Genomic DNA, 20693 nt, shown 5'->3' on the forward strand with positions numbered 1-20693 from the left:
GCACGCTCCCGCACGCCCGGGCGACGCGTCACGCCACCGGCTCGTACACGAACCGCTCGACGCGCACGACGGACGTGCTCGGGCGGCCCTCGCTCGTCGCGTGCACGCCGAGCCAGAGCCCGAGGAACCCGCCCGCGGCGGCGCTGTCGAGCGTGCGCCCGTCGACCGTCGCGACGTCCACGACCGGCCCGTCCGCGGGCCCGGCGACGAGCCCGTAGTCCTGCCCGCGCACGCGCAGCCCGACGACGACCGGCTCCCCGGGGGCGGCGGTCACCGTCGTCTCCCCGACCACCGCGTCCGTGCCGCCGCGCCGGTGCACCGCGACGACGCGCCGCTCGTCGCCCGGGCCGCCGTCGACGAGGAGCCGCACGTGGTCGTCCTCGGACTGCCGCACGACGACGCCCGCGCGCTCCCCCGCCGCGGCCGGGACCTGCACGGTGACCGTCACGTCGACGTCGCGGTGCTGCTGGCGCACGCCGAGGAACGCGGGCGCGCCCGGCTCGGCGAGCGTCGTCGGGCGCACCGGGAGGTCCCAGCCCTCGCCCGCCGGGGTCGCGACGTCGCGCGGCAGGGCGCGCACCGCCGTCCAGCGCGGGTCGTCCGGGCGGACGACGCCGCTCGCCCCGCCCTGGACCGCCGTCCGGGGCGCCGGGCTCGCGAACGGGACCCCGACGGCGTCGGGCACGCGGCCCTCGCCGGGCGCGAGGACGGGCCAGCCGTCCTCCCACACGACGGGGACGAGGAACGTCTCGCGGCCGAGCGGGTAGTGGTAGCCGCCGTAGACGCGCATCGCGAGCAGCACGGCCCACCACGAGCCGTCGGGCGCCTCCACGAGGTCGGCGTGGCCCACGCCGACGACGTCCACGCCGCGCCCGAGGTGCCGGTGCGTGAGCACGGGGTTGGCCTTGTTGCCCTCGTACGGCCCCGTGACCGACGACGCGCGCGCGACGGACACCGCGTGGTGGAAGTCCGTCCCGCCCTCGGCCGCGAGCAGGTAGTACGTGCCGTCGACCTTGTACAGGTGCGGCCCCTCGGCCCAGACGGCGCCGCGCACGGCCCCCGTCCACACGACGTGCTCGGGGCCCACGAGCGTGCACGTCGCGGGATCGAGCTCGCGCACCCACACCTCGGTCTGGTGGAACCACTCCGGCTCGGGCGCGAGACGCGTGCCGTGCAGCCAGACGCGGCCGTCGTCGTCGAAGAAGATCGACGGGTCGATCCCCGCGACCCGCTCGCCGTCCTCGTCGCGCAGCCACACCGGGTCGGACCACGGCCCGGCCGGGTCGGTCGCCGTCATGACGAAGTTGCCGCCGCGGGTGTCGTCGTCCGGGTCCACGAGCGTGCACACGAGCCAGAACGTGCCGTCGTGGTGGCGCAGCGTCGGGGCGAACAGGCCGCCCGACGACCGGATGCCGTCGTAGTCGAGCTGCCCCGACCGGTCGACGACGTCCCCCACGTGCTCCCACGTCGCGAGGTCGCGGCTGCGCAGCACCGGCAGGCCGGGCAGGTACTCGAACGTCGAGGTGACGAGGTAGAAGTCGTCACCGACGCGGCACACCGACGGGTCGGGGTTGCACCCGGGCAGCACCGGGTTCTGGACGCGCGTCACGCGCGCTCCCCCGCCTCGACGCGCGCGGACACCTCGACGGCGACGAGCCGCTCGTCCGCGGCGGTGACCTCGTGCACGGGGCCCGTGACCGCGAGGGTCGCGCGCGCGGTCGCCGCGCCCGGCACCACGTGCCGCGCGGCCGGCGCGGACTCGTTGACGATCGCGCCGCCGGTCGTCGACCCGAGATCGCCCGCTCCGGGGGCGGAGTCGACGGCCGCCGCGTGCGCGCCGACCCACACCTCGACGTCGCCCGGCTCGACCACGCGCACGAGGCGGCGGTCGGAGAACGCGAGGCGCGTCGTCGGGACGCGGAACGTCACGCGGCGCGACTCGCCCGGAGCGAGGTCGACGCGCGCGTACCCGAGGAGCTGCGCGACGGGCCGCGGCACGGAGCCCACGACGTCGCGCGCGTAGAGCTGCACGACGTCCGCCCCCGCCACCGCGCCCGTGTTGGTCACGGTGACCGCGGCGCGGAACGTCCCGCCCGCCGCCACGGCCGCATCGACCTCGAGGTCCGCGTACGCGAACCGCGTGTACGACAGCCCGAACCCGAACGGCCGCACCGGCGTCGGGTCGGTGGACGTCACGTCGGACGGCCCGCCGAGCACCGGGTGGAGGTAGGAGTAGGGCTGCGCGCCGCCCGCGCGGGGCAGCGACACGGGCAGGCGCCCCGACGGGTTCACCGCGCCGACGAGCACGTCCGCGACGGCGCGCCCGCCCTCCTCGCCGGGGAAGAAGCCCTGCACGACGGCGGCCGGGACGCCGCCGCGCGACGACCCCGCGTCGAGGGCCCAGCCGATCGCGTAGGGGCGGCCGGTGAGCAGCACGAGCACGACCGGCGTGCCCGTCGCGACGACCTCCTCGACGAGCCGTCGCTGCACGCCCGGCAGCTCGAGCGACTCGACGTCGTTGCCCTCGCCGACGGTGCCGCGCCCGAACAGCCCGGCCTCGTCGCCCACGACGACGACCGCGACGTCCGCGTCCCGCGCGGCGTCGACCGCGGCCGGGATCTCCGTGACGTCGTCGCCCTCGACCGCGCACCCGCGCACGTACGTGACGTCGGTGCCCGCCCCGGCGAGCGCGTCGCGCAGCGACTCGAGCACCGTCGGCAGCTCGATGCCCGCCGGGGTGCCCGGGTGGTGCGCGAGCACGTGGTTGACGAACGAGTAGCAGCCCATGAGCGCCTCGGCCGAGTCGGCGTCCGGCCCGACGACGGCGACGCGCCGCGGGGCGGCCGGCGCGCCGTCGGCCCCGGGTCGCACGAGCGGGAGCACGCCGTCGTTCGCGAGCAGCACGAGCGACTCCTGCGCGAGGCGGCGCGCGGTGGCGCGCTGGCGCGGGGTGTCGAGGTCGACGGCGGTCGGCGGCTCGTCGGCGTAGGCGCCGGGGTCGAGCAGGCCGAGCTCCTCCTTCTGAGTGAGCAGGCGCAGCACGGCGCGGTCGACCCACGCCTCGTCGAGCGCGCCCGACCGCACGCGCTCGGCGAGCGGCGCGAGGTAGGCGTCGCCCGTCGGCAGCTCGACGTCCAGGCCCGCCCGGAGCGCCTGCGCCGCCGCCTCGCCGCGGTCGGCCGCGACGCGGTGCATCACCTCGAGGAACGCGACGCCGAAGTAGTCGGCGACGACGACGCCGTCGAACCCCCAGCGCTCGCGCAGCACCTCGGTGAGGTGCTCGGTGCTCGCGTGCAGCGGCACGCCGTCGACGTCGACGTACGACGCCATGACCGACCGGGCACCGCCGTCGCGCACCGCCATCTCGAACGGCGGGAGGTAGACGTCGGCGAGCTCGCGCGGCCCCGCGCTGACGGGCGCGTGGTTGCGCCCCGCGTGGGAGCCCGAGTACCCGACGAAGTGCTTGAGCGTCGCGTGCACGCCCGCGTCCTGGAGGCCGCGCACGTACGCCGTGCCGACCGTGCCCACGAGGTACGGGTCCTCGCCGACGCACTCGTCGACACGCCCCCAGCGCGGGTCGCGCACGACGTCGAGCACGGGCGCGAGGCCCTGGTGGACGCCGAGCGTGCGCATCGACTCCCCCACCTCGCGCGCCATCTCCTCGACGAGGTCCGGGTCGAACGACGCGCCCCACGCGAGCGGCGTCGGGTACGTCGCGGCCTGCCACGCGGCGAGACCCGTGAGGCACTCCTCGTGCACGATCGCCGGGATCCCCAGCCGGGTCCCGGTCCGCAGCCGCCGCTGCTCCGCCCACAGCCACGCCGCCCGCTCCGCCGGGTCGACGGGGCGCGTGCCGTACACGCGCGTGTAGTGCCCGATCCCGTGCTGCGTGATCTCCGCAAGCCGGCCGCCGTCGGCCTGGCCGGCCGTCATCTCCGACTGCATCGGGGCGACGGTGCCGTTCTGGTCGAGCCAGTAGCCGACGAGCTGCGCGAGCTTCTCGTCGAGGGTCATGCGCGCGTGGAGCGCGCGCACGCGCTCGGAGACCGTGGGCATCTGCGGGGGTGCGGGGCGCGGGGTCGGCGCGGGGTCGGCGCCCGGGGTCGGGCTGCCGAGGGGTGCCGTCGGGACGGCAGGGACGACGTCGGTCACGGGACCGTTCTCCTTCGGTGGTGGCCCCGTCCCGCGCGCGGCGCGGGACGGGGCGGGGTGCGGACGGGCGTGGTCAGCCCTTCACGGCGCCGGTGAGGCCCCCGACGATGCGCCGCTCGAACAGCGAGAAGAAGACGAGCGCGGGGATCATCGACAGGGAGGTGAAGGCGAGCACGCGGGCGGTGTCCACGGAGTACTGCGACGCGAACGCCTGCACGCCCAGCGGGAGCGTGTACGACGTCTCGTCGTTGAGGATGAAGAGCGGGAGCATGTAGCTGTTCCAGCTCGCGACGAACGCGAGGATCCCCACGGTGATGACGCCCGGCAGGGACAGCGGCACGACCATCCGGAAGAAGAAGCCGAGGCGGCTCGCGCCGTCGATCGACGCGGCCTCCTCGATCTCGCGCGGGATGGCGCGCAGGAACGGCACGAGGATGATGACGGTCGTCGGGAGGGCGAACGCGATCTGCGGGAGCACGAGGCCGCCCACGGAGTTCATCAGCCCGAGCGAGCGGATCATGATGTACAGCGGCGTGATCGCGACCGTCATGGGGAACATCAGGCCCGCCGCGAACAGCGCGTAGAGCGCCCCGCGCCCCACGAACGAGTAGCGGGCGATGACGTAGCTCGCCATGAGGCCGAGCACCACGACGCCGAGCGTCGTGAGGAGCGCCGCGACGAGCGAGTTCCCGAGCTGCTGCCAGAACAGCGAGCTCGACAGGACCTCGACGTAGTTGACGACCTGCCACGGGTCGGGCAGGCCCGACGGGTCGGCCGTGATCTGCGCGTTGGTGCGGAACCCGCCGACGACGATGTACGCGATCGGCGCGAGGCACACGCCCACGAGCAGCCACGCGACCACGTAGGTCAGCGGGCCGCCCCGTCCGATGCCGGAGCCGCGGGGCTCCTTCGGGGTCTTGACGCCGGCGGGACGCTCGGGCGCGGGTACGGCGGTGACGGTGGCCATCACTTCTTCCCTTCCGTGATCGCGCCCTCGGTGTCACGGCGCAGGACGTACCGCTGGTACACGAGCGCCACCGCGAGGGAGATGAGGAACAGCACGACCGCGACCGCGCTGCCGTACCCGTAGTTCCCCGCGTTGCGGCCGTTCGCGACCATGTAGGTCGCCATGGTCGACGTGCCCGCCGTCGAGGCCACGTACTGGCCCCAGATGATGTAGACGAGGTCGAACAGCTGGAGCGAGCCGATGATCGACAGGAACGCCCAGATGCGGACCGTCGGGCCCAGCAGCGGGAGCGTGACGTAGCGCTGCGCCTTCCAGTAGGACGCGCCGTCGATCGCGGCGGCCTCGCCCAGCTCGTCGGGGATGCCCTGGAGGCCCGCGAGGAAGAGGATCACGGCGAAGCCGATGTACTTCCACGTGATGATGAGCAGCAGGGTCCAGATCGCGACGTCGGGGTCGGCGAGCCAGTCGACCGCGAGGAACCCGAGGCCGATCTTCTCCAGCAGGTCGTTCACGGCGCCGGTCGTCGAGAGCATGAGGCTGAACCCCGTGCCGACGATGACCTCGGACACCACGTACGGCACGAACACGAGCACGCGGACCACCGAGCGGCCGCGCATGCGCCGGTTGAGCATGAGCGCGACGACCACCGCGACCGGGCCCTGGAGCACGAGCGACATGAGCACGATGAACCCGTTGTGCCGCAGCGCCGCGAGGAACTCGGGGTCGCGGAAGATCGTGAGGTAGTTCTCGAACCCCACGAAGTCCGTCGGCGGGCCGAAGCCCTTCCACTTGAAGAACCCGTAGTACGCCGCCATCAGCACGGGCACGATGACGAACGTGAGGAAGACGACGAGCGCCGGCCCGGCGAGCACCGCGATCTCGGCTCGCTGGCCCCAGCGGCCGCGGCGCGGGCGGCGGGCCCGCGCCGCGGCGGCCGGGGGCGGCCCCGCCACGGCGCCGGCGCCGCCCCCGGCCCGGTCCTCGGGCGTCGTCGTGCTCGGCGAGGTCTCGCCCTGGGACACGGTCATGGTTCCGGTTACTCCTTGGCCGCTGCGGCGTTCGTCGTGTCGACGATGTCCTGCGGCGTGCCCTTGCCGGCGAGCAGGTTGACCACGGAGGTGTTGAGCGCGTTGCCGACGTTCTGCCCGAACAGCGTGTCCAGCCAGACGGTGACGTACGGCGCCTCGTTGTAGGCCTCGAGGATCGAGACGAGCGCGGGCTCCGTCACGACGCCCTGCGCCTCCTTGCTCGCGGGCAGGGTGTGGAACGCGGTGGCGTACGCCTCCTGCGACTCCTTCGACATGATGAAGTTGAGGAACTCCGCGCACTCGGCGGGAGCCTGGGCCGAGCAGGAGAAGCCGTCGACGCCGCCCATCATGGCGCCGGGCTCGCCGTCGCCGCCCTCGACAGCCGGGAACGGGAACCACTGCAGGTCCGCGAGCGGCTTCTCGTCCGGCGTGAGAGACGCGATGACGCCGGGGTTCCACGCGCCCATGAGCTCCATCGCGGCCTGGTGGTTGGCGATGAGGCCCGCGGACGAGCCCGCGCCCTGCTGCGCGGAGGTCGTGAGGTAGCCCTGGTTGAAGGGCTCCGTCTCGGCGAACGCCTGGAGGTCCTCGCCGGCCTTGAGCCAGCACGGGTCGTCGAAGCTGCGCTCGCTCGCCGCCGTGTTGATGGTGTCCTGCGAGCACTCGCGCAGCGCGAAGAAGTAGTACCAGTGCGCGGCCGGCCACGCGTCCTTCGCGCCGAGCGCGATCGGCGCGACGCCCGCGGTCTTGAGCTGGTCGACGACGCCCTCGAGCTCGCTGATCGTCGTCGGGTTCGCCGTCACGCCGGCCTGCTCGAACAGGTCCTCGCTGTAGTAGACGCCGCCCGGGAGGATCGAGACCGGCATCCCGTAGACCTTGCCGTCGACCGTGAAGGCGCTGAGCGCCGCGTCGCCCACGGCCTCGCGCGTGGTGTCGTCGATCGCGTCGGTGAGGTCCATCGCCTGGCCGGCCTCCACGACGTCGGCCAGCTTGCCGCCGCCGCGCGCCATGAAGATGTCGGGCGCGTCGCCCGAGTTGAGGGCCGTCTGGAGCTTGCCGTCCATGTCCTCGTTCTGGATGGCCTGGATCTCGATCGTGACGCCGGGGTTCGCCTCCTCGAACGCCGCGACCGTCTCCTCCCAGTAGGCCTTGCCCTCACCGGTCGTGGAGTTGTGCCAGAAGGTCATCGAGACCGAGCCGTCGTCCGAGCCGGAGTCGCCTCCGCCTCCGCAGGCCGTGAGCACGAGCGTGCCCGCCAGGGCGACGGCGGTCGCCGTCAGGAGCTTCCGAGACTTCATCGTTCCGTCCTCTTCGTCGAGTCGCACCGGGGCGCACGCTGCCTCGAGCGCGCCGGGCCGCCACCGCTGTGGGGCCGCCGGTAGCGACTCTGGCAGGCGCGACCGGGTCGTGTCAATCGATATCGATAACGTTTTACACACGACGTGGCGCGGGCCTCCGGACGCCCTCGCCAGGGGCTACTGTCATCCCCATGCGCTCCACGGGAAGAGTCACGATCGGCGACGTCGCGCGCACCGCCGGCGTCTCCGTCGCGACCGTCTCCAAGGTGATCAACGGTCGCTACGGCGTCGCGCCCGAGACCTCCCGCCACGTCCAGCAGGTCATCGACGACCTCGGGTACGAGTCGTCGATCGTCGCGAGGAGCCTGCGGAGCAGCAAGACCAACGTCATCGGGATCCTCGTCGCCGAGTTCGAGCCGTTCTCGACCGAGCTGCTCAAGGGCATCTCCGAGGCCGTCGACGGGACCGGGTACGAGCTCCTCGCCTACTCCGGCGGCCTGCGCCGCGACGACCGCGTCGGCTGGGAGCAGCGCTCCCTGTCCCGCCTCGGCGGCACCCTCATCGACGGCGCCATCCTCGTCACGCCCACCGTCGTCGCGCGCGGCAGCTCGATCCCCGTCGTCGCCGTCGACCCGCACCGCGGCCCGTCCGACCCCCCGACCGTCGACTCCGACAACCTCGCCGGCGGCCGCACCGCGACGCAGCACCTCCTCGACCTCGGCCACCGCCGCATCGGCTTCCTCGCCGGCCGCCCCGACCTCGAGTCCGCGCGCCTGCGCGAGCAGGGGTACCGCGAGGCGCTCGCCGACGCGGGCATCGCCTTCGACCCCGACCTCGTGCGCGTCGGCGGCTACCGCCCCGACCTCGCGGACTCCCCCGCGCACGAGCTCCTCTCGCTCCCCGAGCGCCCCACCGCGATCTTCGCCGCCAACGACCTCTCCGCGATCCGCACCATGGAGGTCGCCGCCGAGCTCGGCCTCCGCGTGCCCGACGACGTCTCCGTCATCGGCTTCGACAACGTGCCCGAGTCCGCGCTCACCACCCCGCCCCTGACGACCGTCGACCAGCCCATCCACCGCATGGGCACCGAGGCCCTGCGCCTCATCGTCGACCTCGTCGAGGGCCGGACGCGCGACCCCCACGTCCGCCTCCCCACGACCCTCGTCGTCCGCGGCACCACCCGCGCCGTCTGACCCATCGGCCCGCAGGACGGCGCCGCCGTCGCGAGGTAGAGCCGAGGTCACGCCGAGGTAGAGCCGAGGTCCCGCGAGGTAGAGCCGAGGTCACGCCCGACGCCGCAGGCTCACCGCGGGCGTCCAGGCTGACCGCGCCCGACGTCGGCCGGGCACCCATGGCGGCCAGGTCGCCCGTCGGGAACGGGGGCGGGCCGACCAGGCCATCCCGGCAGAGCGAGCAGGCGGTTCCGGCTCGTCCGTCGGCCAGGACGCGCCCAATCCACCTGCTCGGCACGACGGCGGTCGGTCCGCGCCCGGCGACCGTGGCGCCGCCGCGGGAGGTCGCCCGGGCGGTTCTCGCCTGCGGGGCACGAAAGGCGGGGCGACCTCCGCCGTCGGCCCGGCGACCAGGGCTCTACCTCGCGGGACCGCGGCTCTACCCCGCGGGACCAGGGCTCTACCTCGGAGGGGTGACGGCGTCGGAATCCTGGGCGCCTCGTCGTCGTTATGTCACCAGTACCACTGTCGACAGACCTTGAGGAGGTCAGGTGGCCCGCCTCGCACGCCGCGTCCAGGTCGAGAACGACTTCGGCGAGATCATGCACTACGACCGTCACACCGGCGGCGGCTTCGTGTCGCCCCACGCCCGCGTCCCCGAGTCCGTGCCCGTCGGGTGGGGCACCTACGTCGAGAAGGGCGCCGTGGTGGGCCACGGCTGCCGGCTCGGCGACGGCACCTGGATCGACCGGGACGTCGTCCTCGGCCGCGACGTCCGCGTCGGCGACAACGTCCGCATCGCCCCCGAGGCGCGCGTCGGCGACCGTGCCCGGGTGGGCAGCGGCGCGCGCGTCGGGCGCCGGGTGCTCGTGGAGGCCGGCGCCGTCGTCCCGCCGGACGAGATCGTGCCCGACGACGCGACCGTCCGCCGCCGGGGCGGCCTGCGCTCCGGGTACGACGTCGCGGCGTAGCCCCACCCCCCGGCCACCGCGTGGCGCGACCTCCCCCGGTTGCCGCGCGGCGCGCCGGGCGGGCGCCTTCCCGCGTCGGCCGCCGGGTGCGTAGCCTTACCGCCCGTGACCTTCCCGCCGCACGGCCCGGCCGTCCCCCCGCCCCAGCAGCCTCCGCACCCGCTGGGCCCGGCGGGTGCCGCCGTCCCGCTCGACCCGCGCGCCGTGCTCGAGGGCCGGCCGCCGGGCCGCGCGCGCGTCGGCGTCATCGTGACGATCGCCGTCGCGAGCCTGTGCCTGCTCGTGGGCCTCGTGCTCGCGGCGCTGTCCGGGGTGGGCACGTTCACGGTCGGGCTGCTGCTCGCGCTCGTGCCGCTGGGCATCTGGGTGCCCGTCGTGCTCGCGCTCGACCGCCTCGAGCCCGAGCCGCCGAGCGCGCTCGTCGTCGCGTTCCTGTGGGGCGCGGGGATCGCGACGCTCGTCGCGGGCATCCTCAACACGCTCGGCCTGGAGCTGCTCACCGCGCCGCTGTTCGGCGAGGAGGTCGGCTGGTACGTCGTCGCGTCGTTCGGGGCGCCGTTCGTGGAGGAGATCCTCAAGGGCGCGGTGCTGTTCGGGATGCTCTGGTTCCGGCGCCACGAGATCGACGGCTGGACCGACGGCGTGATCTACGCCGCGATGGTCGCCCTCGGGTTCGCCGCGGTCGAGAACGTCACGTACTTCATCATGGCCGCGCAGGACGGCACGCTCGGCCCGACGTTCGTGCTGCGAGCCATCGTCACCCCCCTGCTGCACCCGCTGTGCACGGCGCTCACGGGCCTCGGCGTCGCGAGCGCGGCCACGAGCCCGCCCGGGCCGCGCCGCGTGCTCGCGCCGCTCGGCGGTCTCGCCGCGGCCATCGCCCTGCACATGCTGTGGAACGCCTCGACCGGCTTCGGCCCGCTCGCGCTCGGGGTCGCGTACCTCGCCGGGCTCGGGGTGCTGGTCACGCTGGTCGTCCTGCTCGTCCGGGACCGACGCCGCACGGTCGCGACGATCCAGCGCCAGCTCGTGCCCTACGTGCCGACGGGCCTCGTCACGCCCGCCGACCTCGCGATGCTGTCGACGCTCGCCGCGCGCCGCCAGGCGCGCGACTGGGCCCGCCGCACCGGTGGCGCGGGTGCCGCGCACGCGATGCGCGACTACCAGCAGGCCGCGACAGAGCTCGCGCTGCTCCACGACCGGGTCGAGCGCGGCGCCGTCGAGGCGTGGCGCGTCGAGGGGCAGCGGCGCGCGCTGCTGCAGCTCATGCTCACGGCGCGCCAGGCGTTCCTCGTCCGGGCCCCGCAGCCGCCGCCGGCCCCGTGGTCGCCGGGCGCGCCGTCGGGGTTCACGTCCGGCGCGTGGGCGCCGGGACCGGGCCTGCGGTAGCGGGCCGCTCGCCGCGTCGCGGAAGCGTGCGGATGACGAGCACCGCGTCGACGGGCGCCCCGTCGAGCGCCCGGTAGGAGTGCTCGGCGTCCGACACCCAGCGCAGCTCGTCGCCCACGGTCACCACGGCCTCCGCGCCACGACGCCCCGCGCGCACGCGGCCGGACGTCACGAGCAGGTGCTCGACGACGCCCGGCCCGTGCGGCGGCGACGTGCGGTCCGCGGAGGGCTCGAGGTGCAGGTGGTAGACCTCGACGGCGGTGCCGTCGGGCAGGTGGTGGGCGTCGAGGAGGCGGGCCCGGACGCCCTCGGACGACACCTCCGAGCCCGGTCGCTCGGCGAGGAGCGTCGCGAGCGGGACGCCGAGCGCCCCGGCGAGCGCGTAGAGCGTCGCGAGCGTGGGGTTGCGCGCGCCGTGCTCGATCTCGGAGAGCGAGCCCTTCCCGACGCCCGCCGCCGCCGCGAGCGCCGACAGCGACAGCCCGCGCTCGGCCCGCAGCGCCCGGATCTGGGCGGCGACCGCGGCGAGCGTCTCGTCCCCGCGGCGGTCCGACGGCGCGGGGGCACCACCACCCGGGGCGTCGTCCGGCCCTGCGCTCGCCCCCGCGCTCGCCCCTGTGCCCGCTCCTGCGCTCGCCTGCGCTCCCCCGTCGCTCACGCGCGGCAGCCTACCGGCCGTGACCCAGGCCACTCTGGTAGCGTTCCGCAAACAGAACGGCTCGGCACGTCCGCTGGAGCAGCATGGAACCCGACCCGGAGCGCCTGCGCCCCGTCCTCGCCGGGCTCGTCACGGCCCTCGTCGGCTTCACGAGCTCGTTCGCCGTCGTGCTCGCCGGCCTGCGCGCCGTCGGCGCCACGCCCGACCAGGCCGCGTCCGGGCTCCTCGCCCTGTGCGTGACGCAGGCCGTCGGCATCCTCTGGCTGACGACGCGCCACCGCACCCCGCTCACGCTCGCCTGGTCCACGCCCGGGGCCGCGCTGCTCGTCAGCACGGGCGCGGTCGCGGGCGGCTGGCCCGCCGCGGTCGGCGCGTTCTGCGTCGTCGGCGGGCTCGTGCTGCTCACCGCGCTCTGGCCGCGCCTCGGCGACCTCGTCGCCGCGATCCCCACCCCGATCGCCCAGGCGATGCTCGCGGGCGTGCTGCTCACGCTGTGCCTCGCGCCCGTCCGGGCGTTCGTCACGACGCCGCTGCTCGTCGCGCCCGTCGTGCTCACGTGGCTCGTGCTGCTGCGGTTCGCGCCGCGCTGGGCCGCGCCGGCGGCGCTCGCGGTCACGCTCGCGATCGTCGGGTACGAGGCCGTGGGGAGCGGCACCCTCGCCTGGGCCGACGCCGTCCCCCGCCTCGACCTCACCGTCCCGACGCTGTCGTGGCAGGCGGTCGTCGGGCTCGCCGTGCCGCTCTACGTGGTGACGATGGCGTCGCAGAACGTCCCCGGCGTCGCGGTCATGGCCTCGTTCGGCTACCGCGTACCGTGGCGCGAGACCATGACCGTCACCGGCCTCGCGACGCTCGCGGGCGCCACCGCCGGCGGGCACGCGATCAACCTCGCGGCGATCTCCGCCGCGCTCGCCGCGGGACCCGAGGCGCACCCCGACCCCCGACGGCGCTGGGTCGCCGCCCACACCGCGGGCTGGGCCTACCTGGTGCTCGCCGTCGGCTCGGCCGGCCTCGCCGCGCTGGTCGCGGCCGCGCCGGCCGGGCTCGTCGAGGCGGCCGCCGGGCTCGCGCTCGTCGGGACGCTCGGGGCCGCCGTCGCGGGCGCGGTCGCCGAGCCGCGGGGCCGCGAGGCGGCCGTCGTGACGTTCCTCGTCGCCGCGAGCGGGACGGTCGTCGCGGGGATCGGCGCCGCGTTCTGGGCCGTGCTCGCGGGCCTCGCCGTCCACGCGGTGCTCACGCTGCGCCGTCGGGCACCCACCCCGGGGCAGAGCCCCGGTAGCCCCCAGGTAGAGCCCCGGTAGCGCGAGGTAGAGCCCTGGTAGCGCGAGGTAGAGGCGTGGTCGTGACCACGCCTCTACCTCGGCGGACCGGAGCTCTACCTCGGCGGACCGGGGCTCTACGCCGGCGGACCGGGGCTCTACCTCGGCGGGACGACGGCGGGCGCGGGCTCGTCCGTCGGGTGCGGCCCGAGGACGGGCAGGTTGTCGCGGAAGACGTTCGTCGGGTCCACGCGGCGCTTGACCTCGCGCAGCCGCTCCAGGGTCGCGGGCGGGAAGGCGTCCGTCACGCGCTCGGTGCGCAGGTCGGTGTCGAAGCTGAGGTACATCCCGTCGAACACGTCGGCGAGCGCGTCCCACCGCGCGTCGAGACGGGACCGGCTCGCCCCCATCGCGACGACCGAGAAGTTCGCGGACCGGTGCGCGTACGCGGTCGCGTCGGCGGGGACGTCCGACGCCGCACCGCCCGTCGAGCGGATCTGGAAGAAGTACGTGTCCCCGCTCGCGACGAGGCCCGCGAGACGCGCCGACGCCTCCGGCGTGAGGTGCTCCAGCAGCCCGGACCGCGACACGGGCTCGCCCTGCCCCCCGTGCGGGCCGGGCGGGGGCGCCGAGACGACGGCGTCGTACGGCACGATCTGCGCCGTCGCCCGGGCGAGCAGCGGGGAGATCGCCGCGAACGGCTGGAGCCGCGCGAGGACGGTGTCCGGGTCGTCGGAGTCGACCATCGTCATGGACTGCGCGACGAGGGGCTGCCCGGGTCGCGGCCGCCCCACGATGAGGAAGCTCGTCGTGTCCCGCGGCGAGGCCTCCACCGTGGCGCCCCAGCGCTCGAGGAACCCGGCGAGGTCCGACGCGTCGTGCACCATCTGCGCGAACCCCACCGCGGACACCTCGTCCGCGACGAGCTCGAACGACGTGACGATCCCGACCTGCGCCCCGGCGCCGCGCACGGCCCAGAACAGGTCGGTGTTCTCGTCGTCGCTCGCGCGCACGACCGAGCCGTCCGCGAGGACGACCTCGACCGCGCGCACGTGGTCGATCGTCAGGCCGTGCGCCCGGCCGAGGAAGCCGATGCCGCCCGCGGTCGCGAGACCGCCCACCCCGACGCCGCCGGAGTCGCCCGACGTGATCGCCCAGCCGCGCGGCGCGAGCGCCGCCGCGACGCCGCCCCACCGCGCGCCGGGGCCGACGCGCACGAGGCGCGCGGCGTCGTCGAGCACCTCCACCTGGTCGAGCGCGGCGAGGTCGAGGACGATGCCGCCGTCGTTCGTCGAGCGCCCGCTGATCCCGTGCCCGCCAGAGCGGACGGACAGCGGCACCCGGCGCGTCACCGGCTGGGCGCGCGCGAAGGCGAGCGCCTCGACGACCTCCGCGGTGTCGCGCGGGCGCAGCACGAGGCCCGGCGAGCCGCCGCGCAGGTAGTTCGAGCGCACGCCCGCGTACGCGGCGTCGCCCGGCTCGACGGCGCGCTCCGCGAGCGAGGCGGGGACGTCGTCGTAGGCGATGCCGTCGCGACGCGCGGCCCGCACGGCGAGCGGCACGACGCGCGACGTGTCCGTGCCCCGCTCCGCGCGCGCGGCGTCGACGGCGTCGCGCAGGGCGGGCGCGACCTCGTCCGCGAACCGGCGGGTGGTGCGCTCGTCGTCGGTCGCGAGGACCAGCGTGGAGACGCCCTCGTCGAGGACGAGCGGCAGGAGCCGCTCGACCCAGGCCTCGGGCGGCCCGGAGAGGTCGGGGGCGCCCCCGAGGCCGGACGCTCCCGGGTCCGCCTCGAACGTGCCCGACACGTTGAGCAGCCGCGTCACCTCGCGCGGGTCGCGCCCGACGGCGGCCGCCGCCTCGTCGATGCGCGCGTTGCCCGCGCGCAGCCCGTCCAGGCCGACACGGCCCAGCGACGGGAGCCAGCCGTCGGCCTTCTCCCCCACCAGGCGCAGCATCCGCGGGCCGAGCGCGCCCAGCCACAGCGGGATGCGGCGCGTGGTGCCCGGGCCGGGCGTCGCGCCGTCGAGCCGGTGGTGCCGGCCGGGGACGAACAGCTCACCGTCGCCGTCCTCGCCCCAGATCGCCCGGATGACCTCGATCGCCTCGGCGAGCGCGTCCACGGACTCCCCCGGCGTGAGCCGGTGCGTGCCCATCGCCTCCATCGCGTCCCAGAAGGCCCCCGCCCCGAGGGCGAGCTCGACGCGCCCGTCGGAGAGCAGGTCGAGGCTCGCCGCCGCGCGCGCCAGGACGGCGGGCGGCCGCATCGGGACGTTGACGACGTCGGGCGCGACGTGGATGCGCTCCGTCGCGGACGCGACGTACGACAGCAGCGTCCACGTGTCGAGGAAGCGCGGCTGGTACGGGTGGTCCTGGAACGTCACGAGGTCATAGCCGGCGTCCTCCGCGACGCGCGCGAGCCCGACCGTCGCCTCCGGGTCCTGCGCCGACGGCGTGACGAACGTGCCGAACCGGAGCGGGTGGCCGTAGTCGGTCATGCGCGGGCCCCGCCGTCGGTCGGTGCGACCGGTGCCGGGCCGTCGGCCGCGCCGCGCGCCGCCGCGACGAGCTCGCGCGCGGCAGGCGCGACCTCCTGGCCCACGACGGCGAGCGTCGTCGGGTCGTCCCCGCCGACGATCCACGTGGACACGCCGTGCTCGAGCGTCACCTCGGCGACCTGCTCGGCCCACTGCCGGGGCAACCCCTGGAGGAACCCGGCGCCGCCGTCGGCGGTGAACCGGCCGCCGACGTTGAGCAGGCGGCGCACCGCGCGCGGGTCGCGGCCCGCCTCCTGCGCGGCGGCGTCGATCGTCGCGTTGCCCTGCGCGAGCGCCTCGAAGCTCTGCAGGTACGCGAGCGACGGCAGCCAGCCGTCGGCCTGCGCGCCGACGAGGCGCAGCATGCGGGGCTTGAGCGCCCCGACCCAGATCTCGACGTCGTGCGCGGGGGCGGGGCCCCGCTTGGCGCCGTCGACGTGGTGGTACGTGCCGCCCACCTCCAGGCGCTCGCGCGTCGTCGTGTCCCACAGCCCGCGGATGACGTCGATGCCCTCGGAGAGCGCGTCGACGGACTGCCCCGGCGTGAGGCGCTCGCCGCCCATCGCGACGATCGGGTCCCAGAACCCGCCCGCGCCCAGGCCGAGCTCGACGCGCCCGCCCGACAGCCGGTCGAGGCTCGCGACGGCGCGCGCCAGCACGGCCGGCGGGCGCAGCGGCAGGTTGAGCACGTTGCCCGCGAGGCGGATGCGCTCGGTGCGCGCCGCGACCCACGACAGCAGGGTCCAGGTGTCGAGGAACGCCGCCTGGTACGGGTGGTCCTGGAAGGTCACGAGGTCCAGGCCGACCTCCTCGGACAGCTGCGCGAGCGCGACCGCCTGCTGGGGCGCCGCGGCGGTGGGCGTGACGAAGGACCCGAAGCGCAGGTCGTGGCCGTAGTCGGGCATGGCTCCTCGCGATCTCAAGATACGTTGTTGAGCAGAACATATCGAGAACAGATAGGTGGTGCAACCGCATTCCCGCGGTACCCTGAGCAGATGAGCACGAGCGCGACGACCGCCGCACCCACCGGCCCGGCCGAGCTCCCCGGCCGCCTCCAGGACCTCGGCTGGCACCTCGGCGTCCTGCTGCGCGCCTACCGCGCGACCGTCGAGCAGGCGCTCGACGACGTCCCGCACGGCACGCGCGGCTACCAGGTCCTCGTGACCGTGGCGCAGGGCGACCACCCCACGCAGCTCGCGCTCGCCGAGCACCACGGCATCGACCGCACCGTCATGACGTACCTCGTCGACGACCTCGTCGCGTCCGGGCTCGTCGAGCGGCAGCAGAACCCCGCGGACCGGCGCGCGCGCCGCGTCGTCGCGACGCCCGAGGGCCGCCGTCGTCTCGCCGGGTGGGCCGCCGCCGTGCACGATGCCGAGGAGGAGCTCCTCGACATGCTCTCGCCCGACGAGCGCGGCACCTTCCGCACCCTCATGCGCCGCGTCGCGTGCGACCTCCGCGACATCGACGCCGGCACCGACCCGTGCGCCGTCGCCGAGCACACCCTCGGCGGCACCACCACCCCGCCCAGGTAGAGGCAGGGTCCGCCGAGGTAGAGCCAGGGTCAGCCGAGGTAGAGCCGTGTGCGCCTCGCGCGCGACCACGGCTCTACCTCGCGCAACCGGGCCTCTACCTCGCGCGACTCCGGCTCTACCTCGCGGGGCGGGGGGCTACCTCGGGAGGGGGTCCGCGGCGGTCGGTGACGCGTCGGCGTCGGCGAGGGCGGCGTCGGTGCCCTCGGGGTCACGGCCGCGCAGCGGGTAGAGCCAGAAGCACACGAAGGCCAGCGCGGCGATGAGGACGGGGACGCCGCCGAGCAGGAGGCGCACGCCCGTCGCGACGCCATCGGGCTGCACGACGTCGCCCGCGCCCTCGACATACCCGCTCGCGGAGAGCACGGCCGCGACGAGGACGGCCTGCACGATCACGGACCCGCGCACGACGAACCCGTTCGCCCCGAAGTACATGCCCTCGCGGCGCAGGCCGGTGCGGCGCTCGTCGTCGTCGATGACCTGCGCGAGCGCGACCTCGAGCACCTGCATGAGCCCGGCCACGCCGACGCCGACGGCGAGGCCCGCGAGCGCGGCGCCGAGCACGGTGGTCGGCACGAGGTAGAGGCACGTCGCGAGCCCGTACACGGCGACGACCCACAGCATCGTGGAGCGCGGGCCGATGCGGCGCACGACCCACGACCACCCGACGATCGCCGGGATGGCCGCGACGAAGATCGGCGCGAGGAGGAACGTCGCGTCGGCCTCCGCCCCGCCGAGCACGTAGCGCACGTAGAACGGCACGGCGGCGAGCACGATCGCGGTGGTGCTCTGCAGCAGCAGCGAGCCGAGCACGTAGGTGACGAACGCCCGGTTCGCGAACGTGTAGCGCAGCTGGGCGCCGAGCCCGACGGCGGCCTCGCGCTCGCGCACCGCCGCGACGTCGACGGGGCGCTCGACCATGCCGGCGAAGGACCACGCGAAGAACCCGAGGCTCACGACGGCGAGGAGCAGCGCCATCCACGTCCACCCGAGCGTCCCGTACAGCAGCGGGGCGCCGGCGGTGCCGAGGATCATGCCGACGAGGCCGAACATCTGGCGCGGCGCGTTCCCGCGGGCGCGCTCCGCCGTCGTGCGGAAGATCTCGGGGAACAGCGCCGAGACGTTGAGCACGACGACGACGTACGCGACGTCGTACACGGCGACGACGACGAGGAACCACACCACGAGCCCGGTGGGGCTCAGCGCGGGCGGCATCCACACGAGCGCGAACGCGACGACGAGCGGCACGACGCCGAGCCCGATCCACGGCACGCGACGGCCCCAGCGGGTGCGCCGCCGGTCGGAGGCCGCGCCGACGAGCGGGTTGAGCACCGCGTTGAGGACGCCGTGCGCGACCATGGCGCCCGCGACCCAGCCGGCGGGCACGCCGAGGTGGTCGACGTAGAAGTAGACGACGAACGCGGAGAACGTCTGGAGCAGCAGGTTCGCGGGGAACGCGGACGCGCCGTAGGCGACGGTCTGCGCGCGCGTGGCCGCGCCGACGAGGCGGCGGTCGCGCACGCGGGCGAGCAGCCCCCCGCTCGGCACCGTGCCCGATGGCGTCCCGAACGGCGCGCTCATCGCTCGCCCCGCTGGACCGCGCGCAGGTCGCGCCAGCCGACGCGGACGAGGCCCTCCTCGGCGACCACGGCCGCGACGGCCGGGTCGGCGAGGAGGCGGTGCTCGAACCCGCGCTTCGGCGCGGCGTAGTCGGCGACGTCGCCGAGCTCGTCGTCGTCGAGCATGGGGTGCAGGTAGATCTCGGTGACGCCGGCCGGCACGCGGCGCAGCAGGTCGAGGAAGCCGTCGCGGACATCCTCGTAGGCCTCTGCGTCGTCCGTGCCCTCGCCCGCGAGCTCGAACGGGTGCGTCCACAGGCGGTCGACGAGCACGACGCCGAGCGCGTCGGCCGCCGCGGTCGCCTCGTCGAGGAGCGGCTGGAAGTCGCCGGGCGGCAGGAGCATCCCGTCGGTCGTGCGCGGCAGGCGGAACGGCAGCCCGTGCCGGGCCGCGAGCTCGAACACCTGCGGCAGGAACGAGCGCCCCGTCTCGAGCCCGTAGACCGAGCCCATGTGGTTGTCCAGGTGCGAGACGTCGACCCCGGCGGCGAGCGCCGCGTCGAGCTGCGCCGCGAGCTCGACCGCGACGTCCTCGGCGCGCGCCTGCTGCTCGACGGTGCGCACGTCGCGCGGGAAGTACCCCGCGTCGTCGACGAGCGACGTCCCCGTCCCCGTGAGGGGCCGCCACCGGTAGCGCGTCCACTCGCTCGTGAGCACGAGGTGGACGCCGACGTCGACGGGGTGGGCCGCGGCGAACGCGAGCGCGTCCGGCGCCCAGCCGCACGGCACCATGACGGTCGCGGAGTCGAGGTGCCCCGCGAGGAGCAGCTCCGAGATCGCGCGGTTCGCGGCCCGGCACATGCCGTAGTCGTCGGCGTTGAGGATCACGGCGCGCGCGTCGTCCGCGAGGCCCAGCCGGGACACCAGGTCCGACGGCGGGCCGCCCGGCTCGGTCACGACGCGGCCTCCGCGCGCTCGCCGTCGGCGTCGCCGCCCTCGCCCGGCGCGGAGTGGGCCGCGGCGGCGCGGAACACCTCGTCGCGCAGCGCGTCGCTCGCGGACCGGGCCGCCCCCACGACGACGGCGTCGCTCGTGAGCTCGGACGGGACGACCCGCACGGGCAGCACGGCCAGCTTCTCGCCGAGGAACCGCTGCACGCGCTCGGCGATCGGCGGGCGTGCGGCGTGGTTGGTGAGCACGAAGAGCTCCGGCTCGACGACGAGCGCGACCGCAGCCGCCACGACGCCGATGCGCTCCGCGACCTCGTCGAGCACGTCGCACGACGCGCCGTCACCGTGCTCGGCGCGGTCCACGAGGTCCTTGACGGCGATGTCGTCCGGGAGGCCGTTCTCCTTCGCGATGGCCGCGATCGACGACGCCCCGAGCGTCTCCGAGCCGAGCGACCGCCCCGGGTGCGGGAGGAAGGACACCTCGCCCGCACCGCCCGCCGCACCACGGTGGAGGCGACCGTCGAGGACGAGTCCGGCCCCGAAGCCGTCGCCGAGCCCCAGCACGACGAAGGTCCGGACCCCCGCCGCGACGCCGTCGCGCTGCTCCGCGAGCGCCGCGAGGTTGAGGTCGTTCTCGAGCGTCACCGGGCAGCCGAGCGCGTCGACGAGCGCGTCGTGGAGGTCCGTGCCGCCCTTCTCGAAGCCCGGCACCCGGCGGATCGTCGCGTGGTCCGGGCTGACGATCGACGGCACCGCCGCGACGGCGCGCGTCACCTCGACGCTCGCGCCCTCGGGCAGCCGGGCCTCGACGTCGGTCACGCACGCGCGGGCCAGCTCGGCGGCGGCGCGGGCGCGCGCCGTCGGGGTCGGCCTGACGTCGCGCCGCTCGGCGCGGGCACGGATCGCTCCCGTGACGTCGACGAGCGCGACCCGCACGCGGTCGCGCGCGACGTCGATCCCCAGCCCGAACGCGTAGTCCGGGTCGACCCGGTACAGCGTCGCGGCCGGGCCGCGACGGTCCCGGTCGAGCCCTGCCTCCGTGACGACGCCCGTCGCCTCGAGCGCGCGCAGGGTCTGCGCGACGGTCGTCTTCGACAGGCCGGTCGCCGCGACGACGTCGGGTCGGGCGACCTGCGCGCCGGTACCGAGGACGTCGAGCACGGCGCGCGCGTTGAGGGTGCGCAGGAGGGCGGGGGTTCCGGCGGGAGTGGTGTCCATCTG

The 20693-nt window shown here is 75.4% G+C and carries 16 protein-coding genes; 5 read left to right on the forward strand and 11 right to left on the reverse strand.

Going from position 1 to position 20693, the window contains the following annotated elements; translation table 11 throughout:
• Positions 1-28: 28 nt before the first annotated feature.
• The 5 genes from RSE42_RS16625 to RSE42_RS16645 form a co-directional block, all read right to left on the reverse strand.
• On the reverse strand, positions 29-1609 hold the full coding sequence (locus RSE42_RS16625; RefSeq protein ID WP_415297207.1) for a family 43 glycosylhydrolase: 1581 nt from the start codon (positions 1607-1609) through the stop codon (positions 29-31).
• Positions 1606-4056 carry a glycoside hydrolase family 3 N-terminal domain-containing protein gene (locus RSE42_RS16630; RefSeq protein ID WP_415298925.1) on the reverse strand — a complete coding sequence of 817 codons (2451 nt, stop codon included), beginning with the start codon at positions 4054-4056 and terminating at the stop codon, positions 1606-1608. The genes RSE42_RS16625 and RSE42_RS16630 overlap by 4 nt, the downstream gene beginning before the upstream one ends.
• Positions 4057-4225: 169 nt before the next feature.
• Entirely contained in the window at positions 4226-5119 is an 894-nt protein-coding gene (locus RSE42_RS16635; protein WP_043657187.1) for a carbohydrate ABC transporter permease, read from the reverse strand.
• Positions 5119-6147, reverse strand: coding sequence for a carbohydrate ABC transporter permease (locus RSE42_RS16640; RefSeq protein WP_074803268.1), 1029 nt, complete (start codon positions 6145-6147; stop codon positions 5119-5121). Before RSE42_RS16640 ends, RSE42_RS16635 begins: the two co-directional genes overlap by 1 nt.
• 8 nt (positions 6148-6155) lie before the next feature.
• The gene (locus RSE42_RS16645; protein ID WP_043660009.1) at positions 6156-7445 is read right to left on the reverse strand and encodes an ABC transporter substrate-binding protein; all 1290 of its coding nucleotides are present in this window, start codon (positions 7443-7445) and stop codon (positions 6156-6158) included.
• A 191-nt stretch (positions 7446-7636) separates the two neighbouring features.
• Here RSE42_RS16645 and RSE42_RS16650 point away from each other — a divergent pair, with 191 nt between their 5' ends.
• The 3 genes from RSE42_RS16650 (at position 7637) to RSE42_RS16660 (ending at position 10977) form a co-directional block, all read left to right on the forward strand.
• Positions 7637-8638, forward strand: a complete 1002-nt coding sequence (locus RSE42_RS16650) for a LacI family DNA-binding transcriptional regulator (protein ID WP_144679847.1) — start codon at positions 7637-7639, stop codon at positions 8636-8638.
• 530 nt (positions 8639-9168) lie between these two features.
• Entirely contained in the window at positions 9169-9588 is a 420-nt protein-coding gene (locus tag RSE42_RS16655) for a hypothetical protein (RefSeq protein ID WP_034652356.1), read from the forward strand.
• 105 nt (positions 9589-9693) lie between these two features.
• Complete coding sequence (locus tag RSE42_RS16660) at positions 9694-10977, forward strand: PrsW family intramembrane metalloprotease (protein WP_228485085.1); 1284 nt, start codon at positions 9694-9696, stop codon at positions 10975-10977.
• Here the strand turns inward: RSE42_RS16660 and RSE42_RS16665 are convergent.
• Positions 10937-11635: a helix-turn-helix domain-containing protein gene (locus tag RSE42_RS16665; RefSeq protein ID WP_415297209.1), complete on the reverse strand. Its 699-nt coding sequence runs from the start codon at positions 11633-11635 to the stop codon at positions 10937-10939. The two genes, RSE42_RS16660 and RSE42_RS16665, sit on opposite strands and share 41 nt — an antisense overlap.
• 83 nt (positions 11636-11718) lie before the next feature.
• Here RSE42_RS16665 and RSE42_RS16670 point away from each other — a divergent pair, with 83 nt between their 5' ends.
• Complete coding sequence (locus RSE42_RS16670; protein ID WP_415297211.1) at positions 11719-12936, forward strand: benzoate/H(+) symporter BenE family transporter; 1218 nt, start codon at positions 11719-11721, stop codon at positions 12934-12936.
• Positions 12937-13052: 116 nt separating this feature from the next.
• Here the strand turns inward: RSE42_RS16670 and RSE42_RS16675 are convergent, their stop codons facing one another.
• Together RSE42_RS16675 and RSE42_RS16680 are read right to left on the reverse strand one after the other, a co-directional pair.
• Entirely contained in the window at positions 13053-15392 is a 2340-nt protein-coding gene (locus tag RSE42_RS16675; RefSeq protein ID WP_415297213.1) for an LLM class flavin-dependent oxidoreductase, read from the reverse strand.
• Positions 15389-16336: an LLM class flavin-dependent oxidoreductase gene (locus RSE42_RS16680; protein ID WP_415297215.1), complete on the reverse strand. Its 948-nt coding sequence runs from the start codon at positions 16334-16336 to the stop codon at positions 15389-15391. Before RSE42_RS16680 ends, RSE42_RS16675 begins: the two co-directional genes overlap by 4 nt.
• Before the next feature lie 90 nt (positions 16337-16426).
• Here RSE42_RS16680 and RSE42_RS16685 point away from each other — a divergent pair, with 90 nt between their 5' ends.
• Positions 16427-16966, forward strand: coding sequence for a MarR family winged helix-turn-helix transcriptional regulator (locus tag RSE42_RS16685; RefSeq protein ID WP_415297217.1), 540 nt, complete (start codon positions 16427-16429; stop codon positions 16964-16966).
• A gap of 135 nt (positions 16967-17101) precedes the next feature.
• On the opposite strand, the gene RSE42_RS16690 is transcribed toward RSE42_RS16685, so the two are convergent.
• From RSE42_RS16690 to RSE42_RS16700, 3 genes are read right to left on the reverse strand one after another with little or no spacing between them, the layout of a single operon-like run.
• Positions 17102-18544: an MFS transporter gene (locus tag RSE42_RS16690; RefSeq protein ID WP_415297219.1), complete on the reverse strand. Its 1443-nt coding sequence runs from the start codon at positions 18542-18544 to the stop codon at positions 17102-17104.
• Positions 18541-19479 carry a polysaccharide deacetylase family protein gene (locus tag RSE42_RS16695; RefSeq protein WP_415297221.1) on the reverse strand — a complete coding sequence of 313 codons (939 nt, stop codon included), beginning with the start codon at positions 19477-19479 and terminating at the stop codon, positions 18541-18543. Before RSE42_RS16695 ends, RSE42_RS16690 begins: the two co-directional genes overlap by 4 nt.
• Complete coding sequence (locus RSE42_RS16700; RefSeq protein ID WP_415297223.1) at positions 19476-20690, reverse strand: ROK family transcriptional regulator; 1215 nt, start codon at positions 20688-20690, stop codon at positions 19476-19478. The genes RSE42_RS16695 and RSE42_RS16700 overlap by 4 nt, the downstream gene beginning before the upstream one ends.
• Between the last annotated feature and the right edge of the window lie 3 nt (positions 20691-20693).

The organism is Cellulosimicrobium sp. SJTW-1 (genome assembly GCF_047716875.1).
GTDB classification, from domain to species: Bacteria; Actinomycetota; Actinomycetes; order Actinomycetales; family Cellulomonadaceae; genus Cellulosimicrobium; species Cellulosimicrobium funkei.

Bases quoted from the DNA above. Each gene is read 5' to 3' on its own strand.
- RSE42_RS16675 (WP_415297213.1), bottom strand. From the start codon at position 15,392: ATGACCGACTACGGCCACCCGCTCCGGTTCGGCACGTTCGTCACGCCG.
- RSE42_RS16685 (WP_415297217.1), top strand. From the start codon at position 16,427: ATGAGCACGAGCGCGACGACCGCCGCACCCACCGGCCCGGCCGAGCTC.
- RSE42_RS16700 (WP_415297223.1), bottom strand. From the start codon at position 20,690: ATGGACACCACTCCCGCCGGAACCCCCGCCCTCCTGCGCACCCTCAAC.
- RSE42_RS16630 (WP_415298925.1), bottom strand. From the start codon at position 4,056: ATGCCCACGGTCTCCGAGCGCGTGCGCGCGCTCCACGCGCGCATGACC.
- RSE42_RS16650 (WP_144679847.1), top strand. From the start codon at position 7,637: ATGCGCTCCACGGGAAGAGTCACGATCGGCGACGTCGCGCGCACCGCC.
- RSE42_RS16645 (WP_043660009.1), bottom strand. From the start codon at position 7,445: ATGAAGTCTCGGAAGCTCCTGACGGCGACCGCCGTCGCCCTGGCGGGC.
- RSE42_RS16690 (WP_415297219.1), bottom strand. From the start codon at position 18,544: ATGAGCGCGCCGTTCGGGACGCCATCGGGCACGGTGCCGAGCGGGGGG.
- RSE42_RS16670 (WP_415297211.1), top strand. From the start codon at position 11,719: ATGGAACCCGACCCGGAGCGCCTGCGCCCCGTCCTCGCCGGGCTCGTC.
- RSE42_RS16635 (WP_043657187.1), bottom strand. From the start codon at position 5,119: ATGGCCACCGTCACCGCCGTACCCGCGCCCGAGCGTCCCGCCGGCGTC.
- RSE42_RS16680 (WP_415297215.1), bottom strand. From the start codon at position 16,336: ATGCCCGACTACGGCCACGACCTGCGCTTCGGGTCCTTCGTCACGCCC.
- RSE42_RS16640 (WP_074803268.1), bottom strand. From the start codon at position 6,147: ATGACCGTGTCCCAGGGCGAGACCTCGCCGAGCACGACGACGCCCGAG.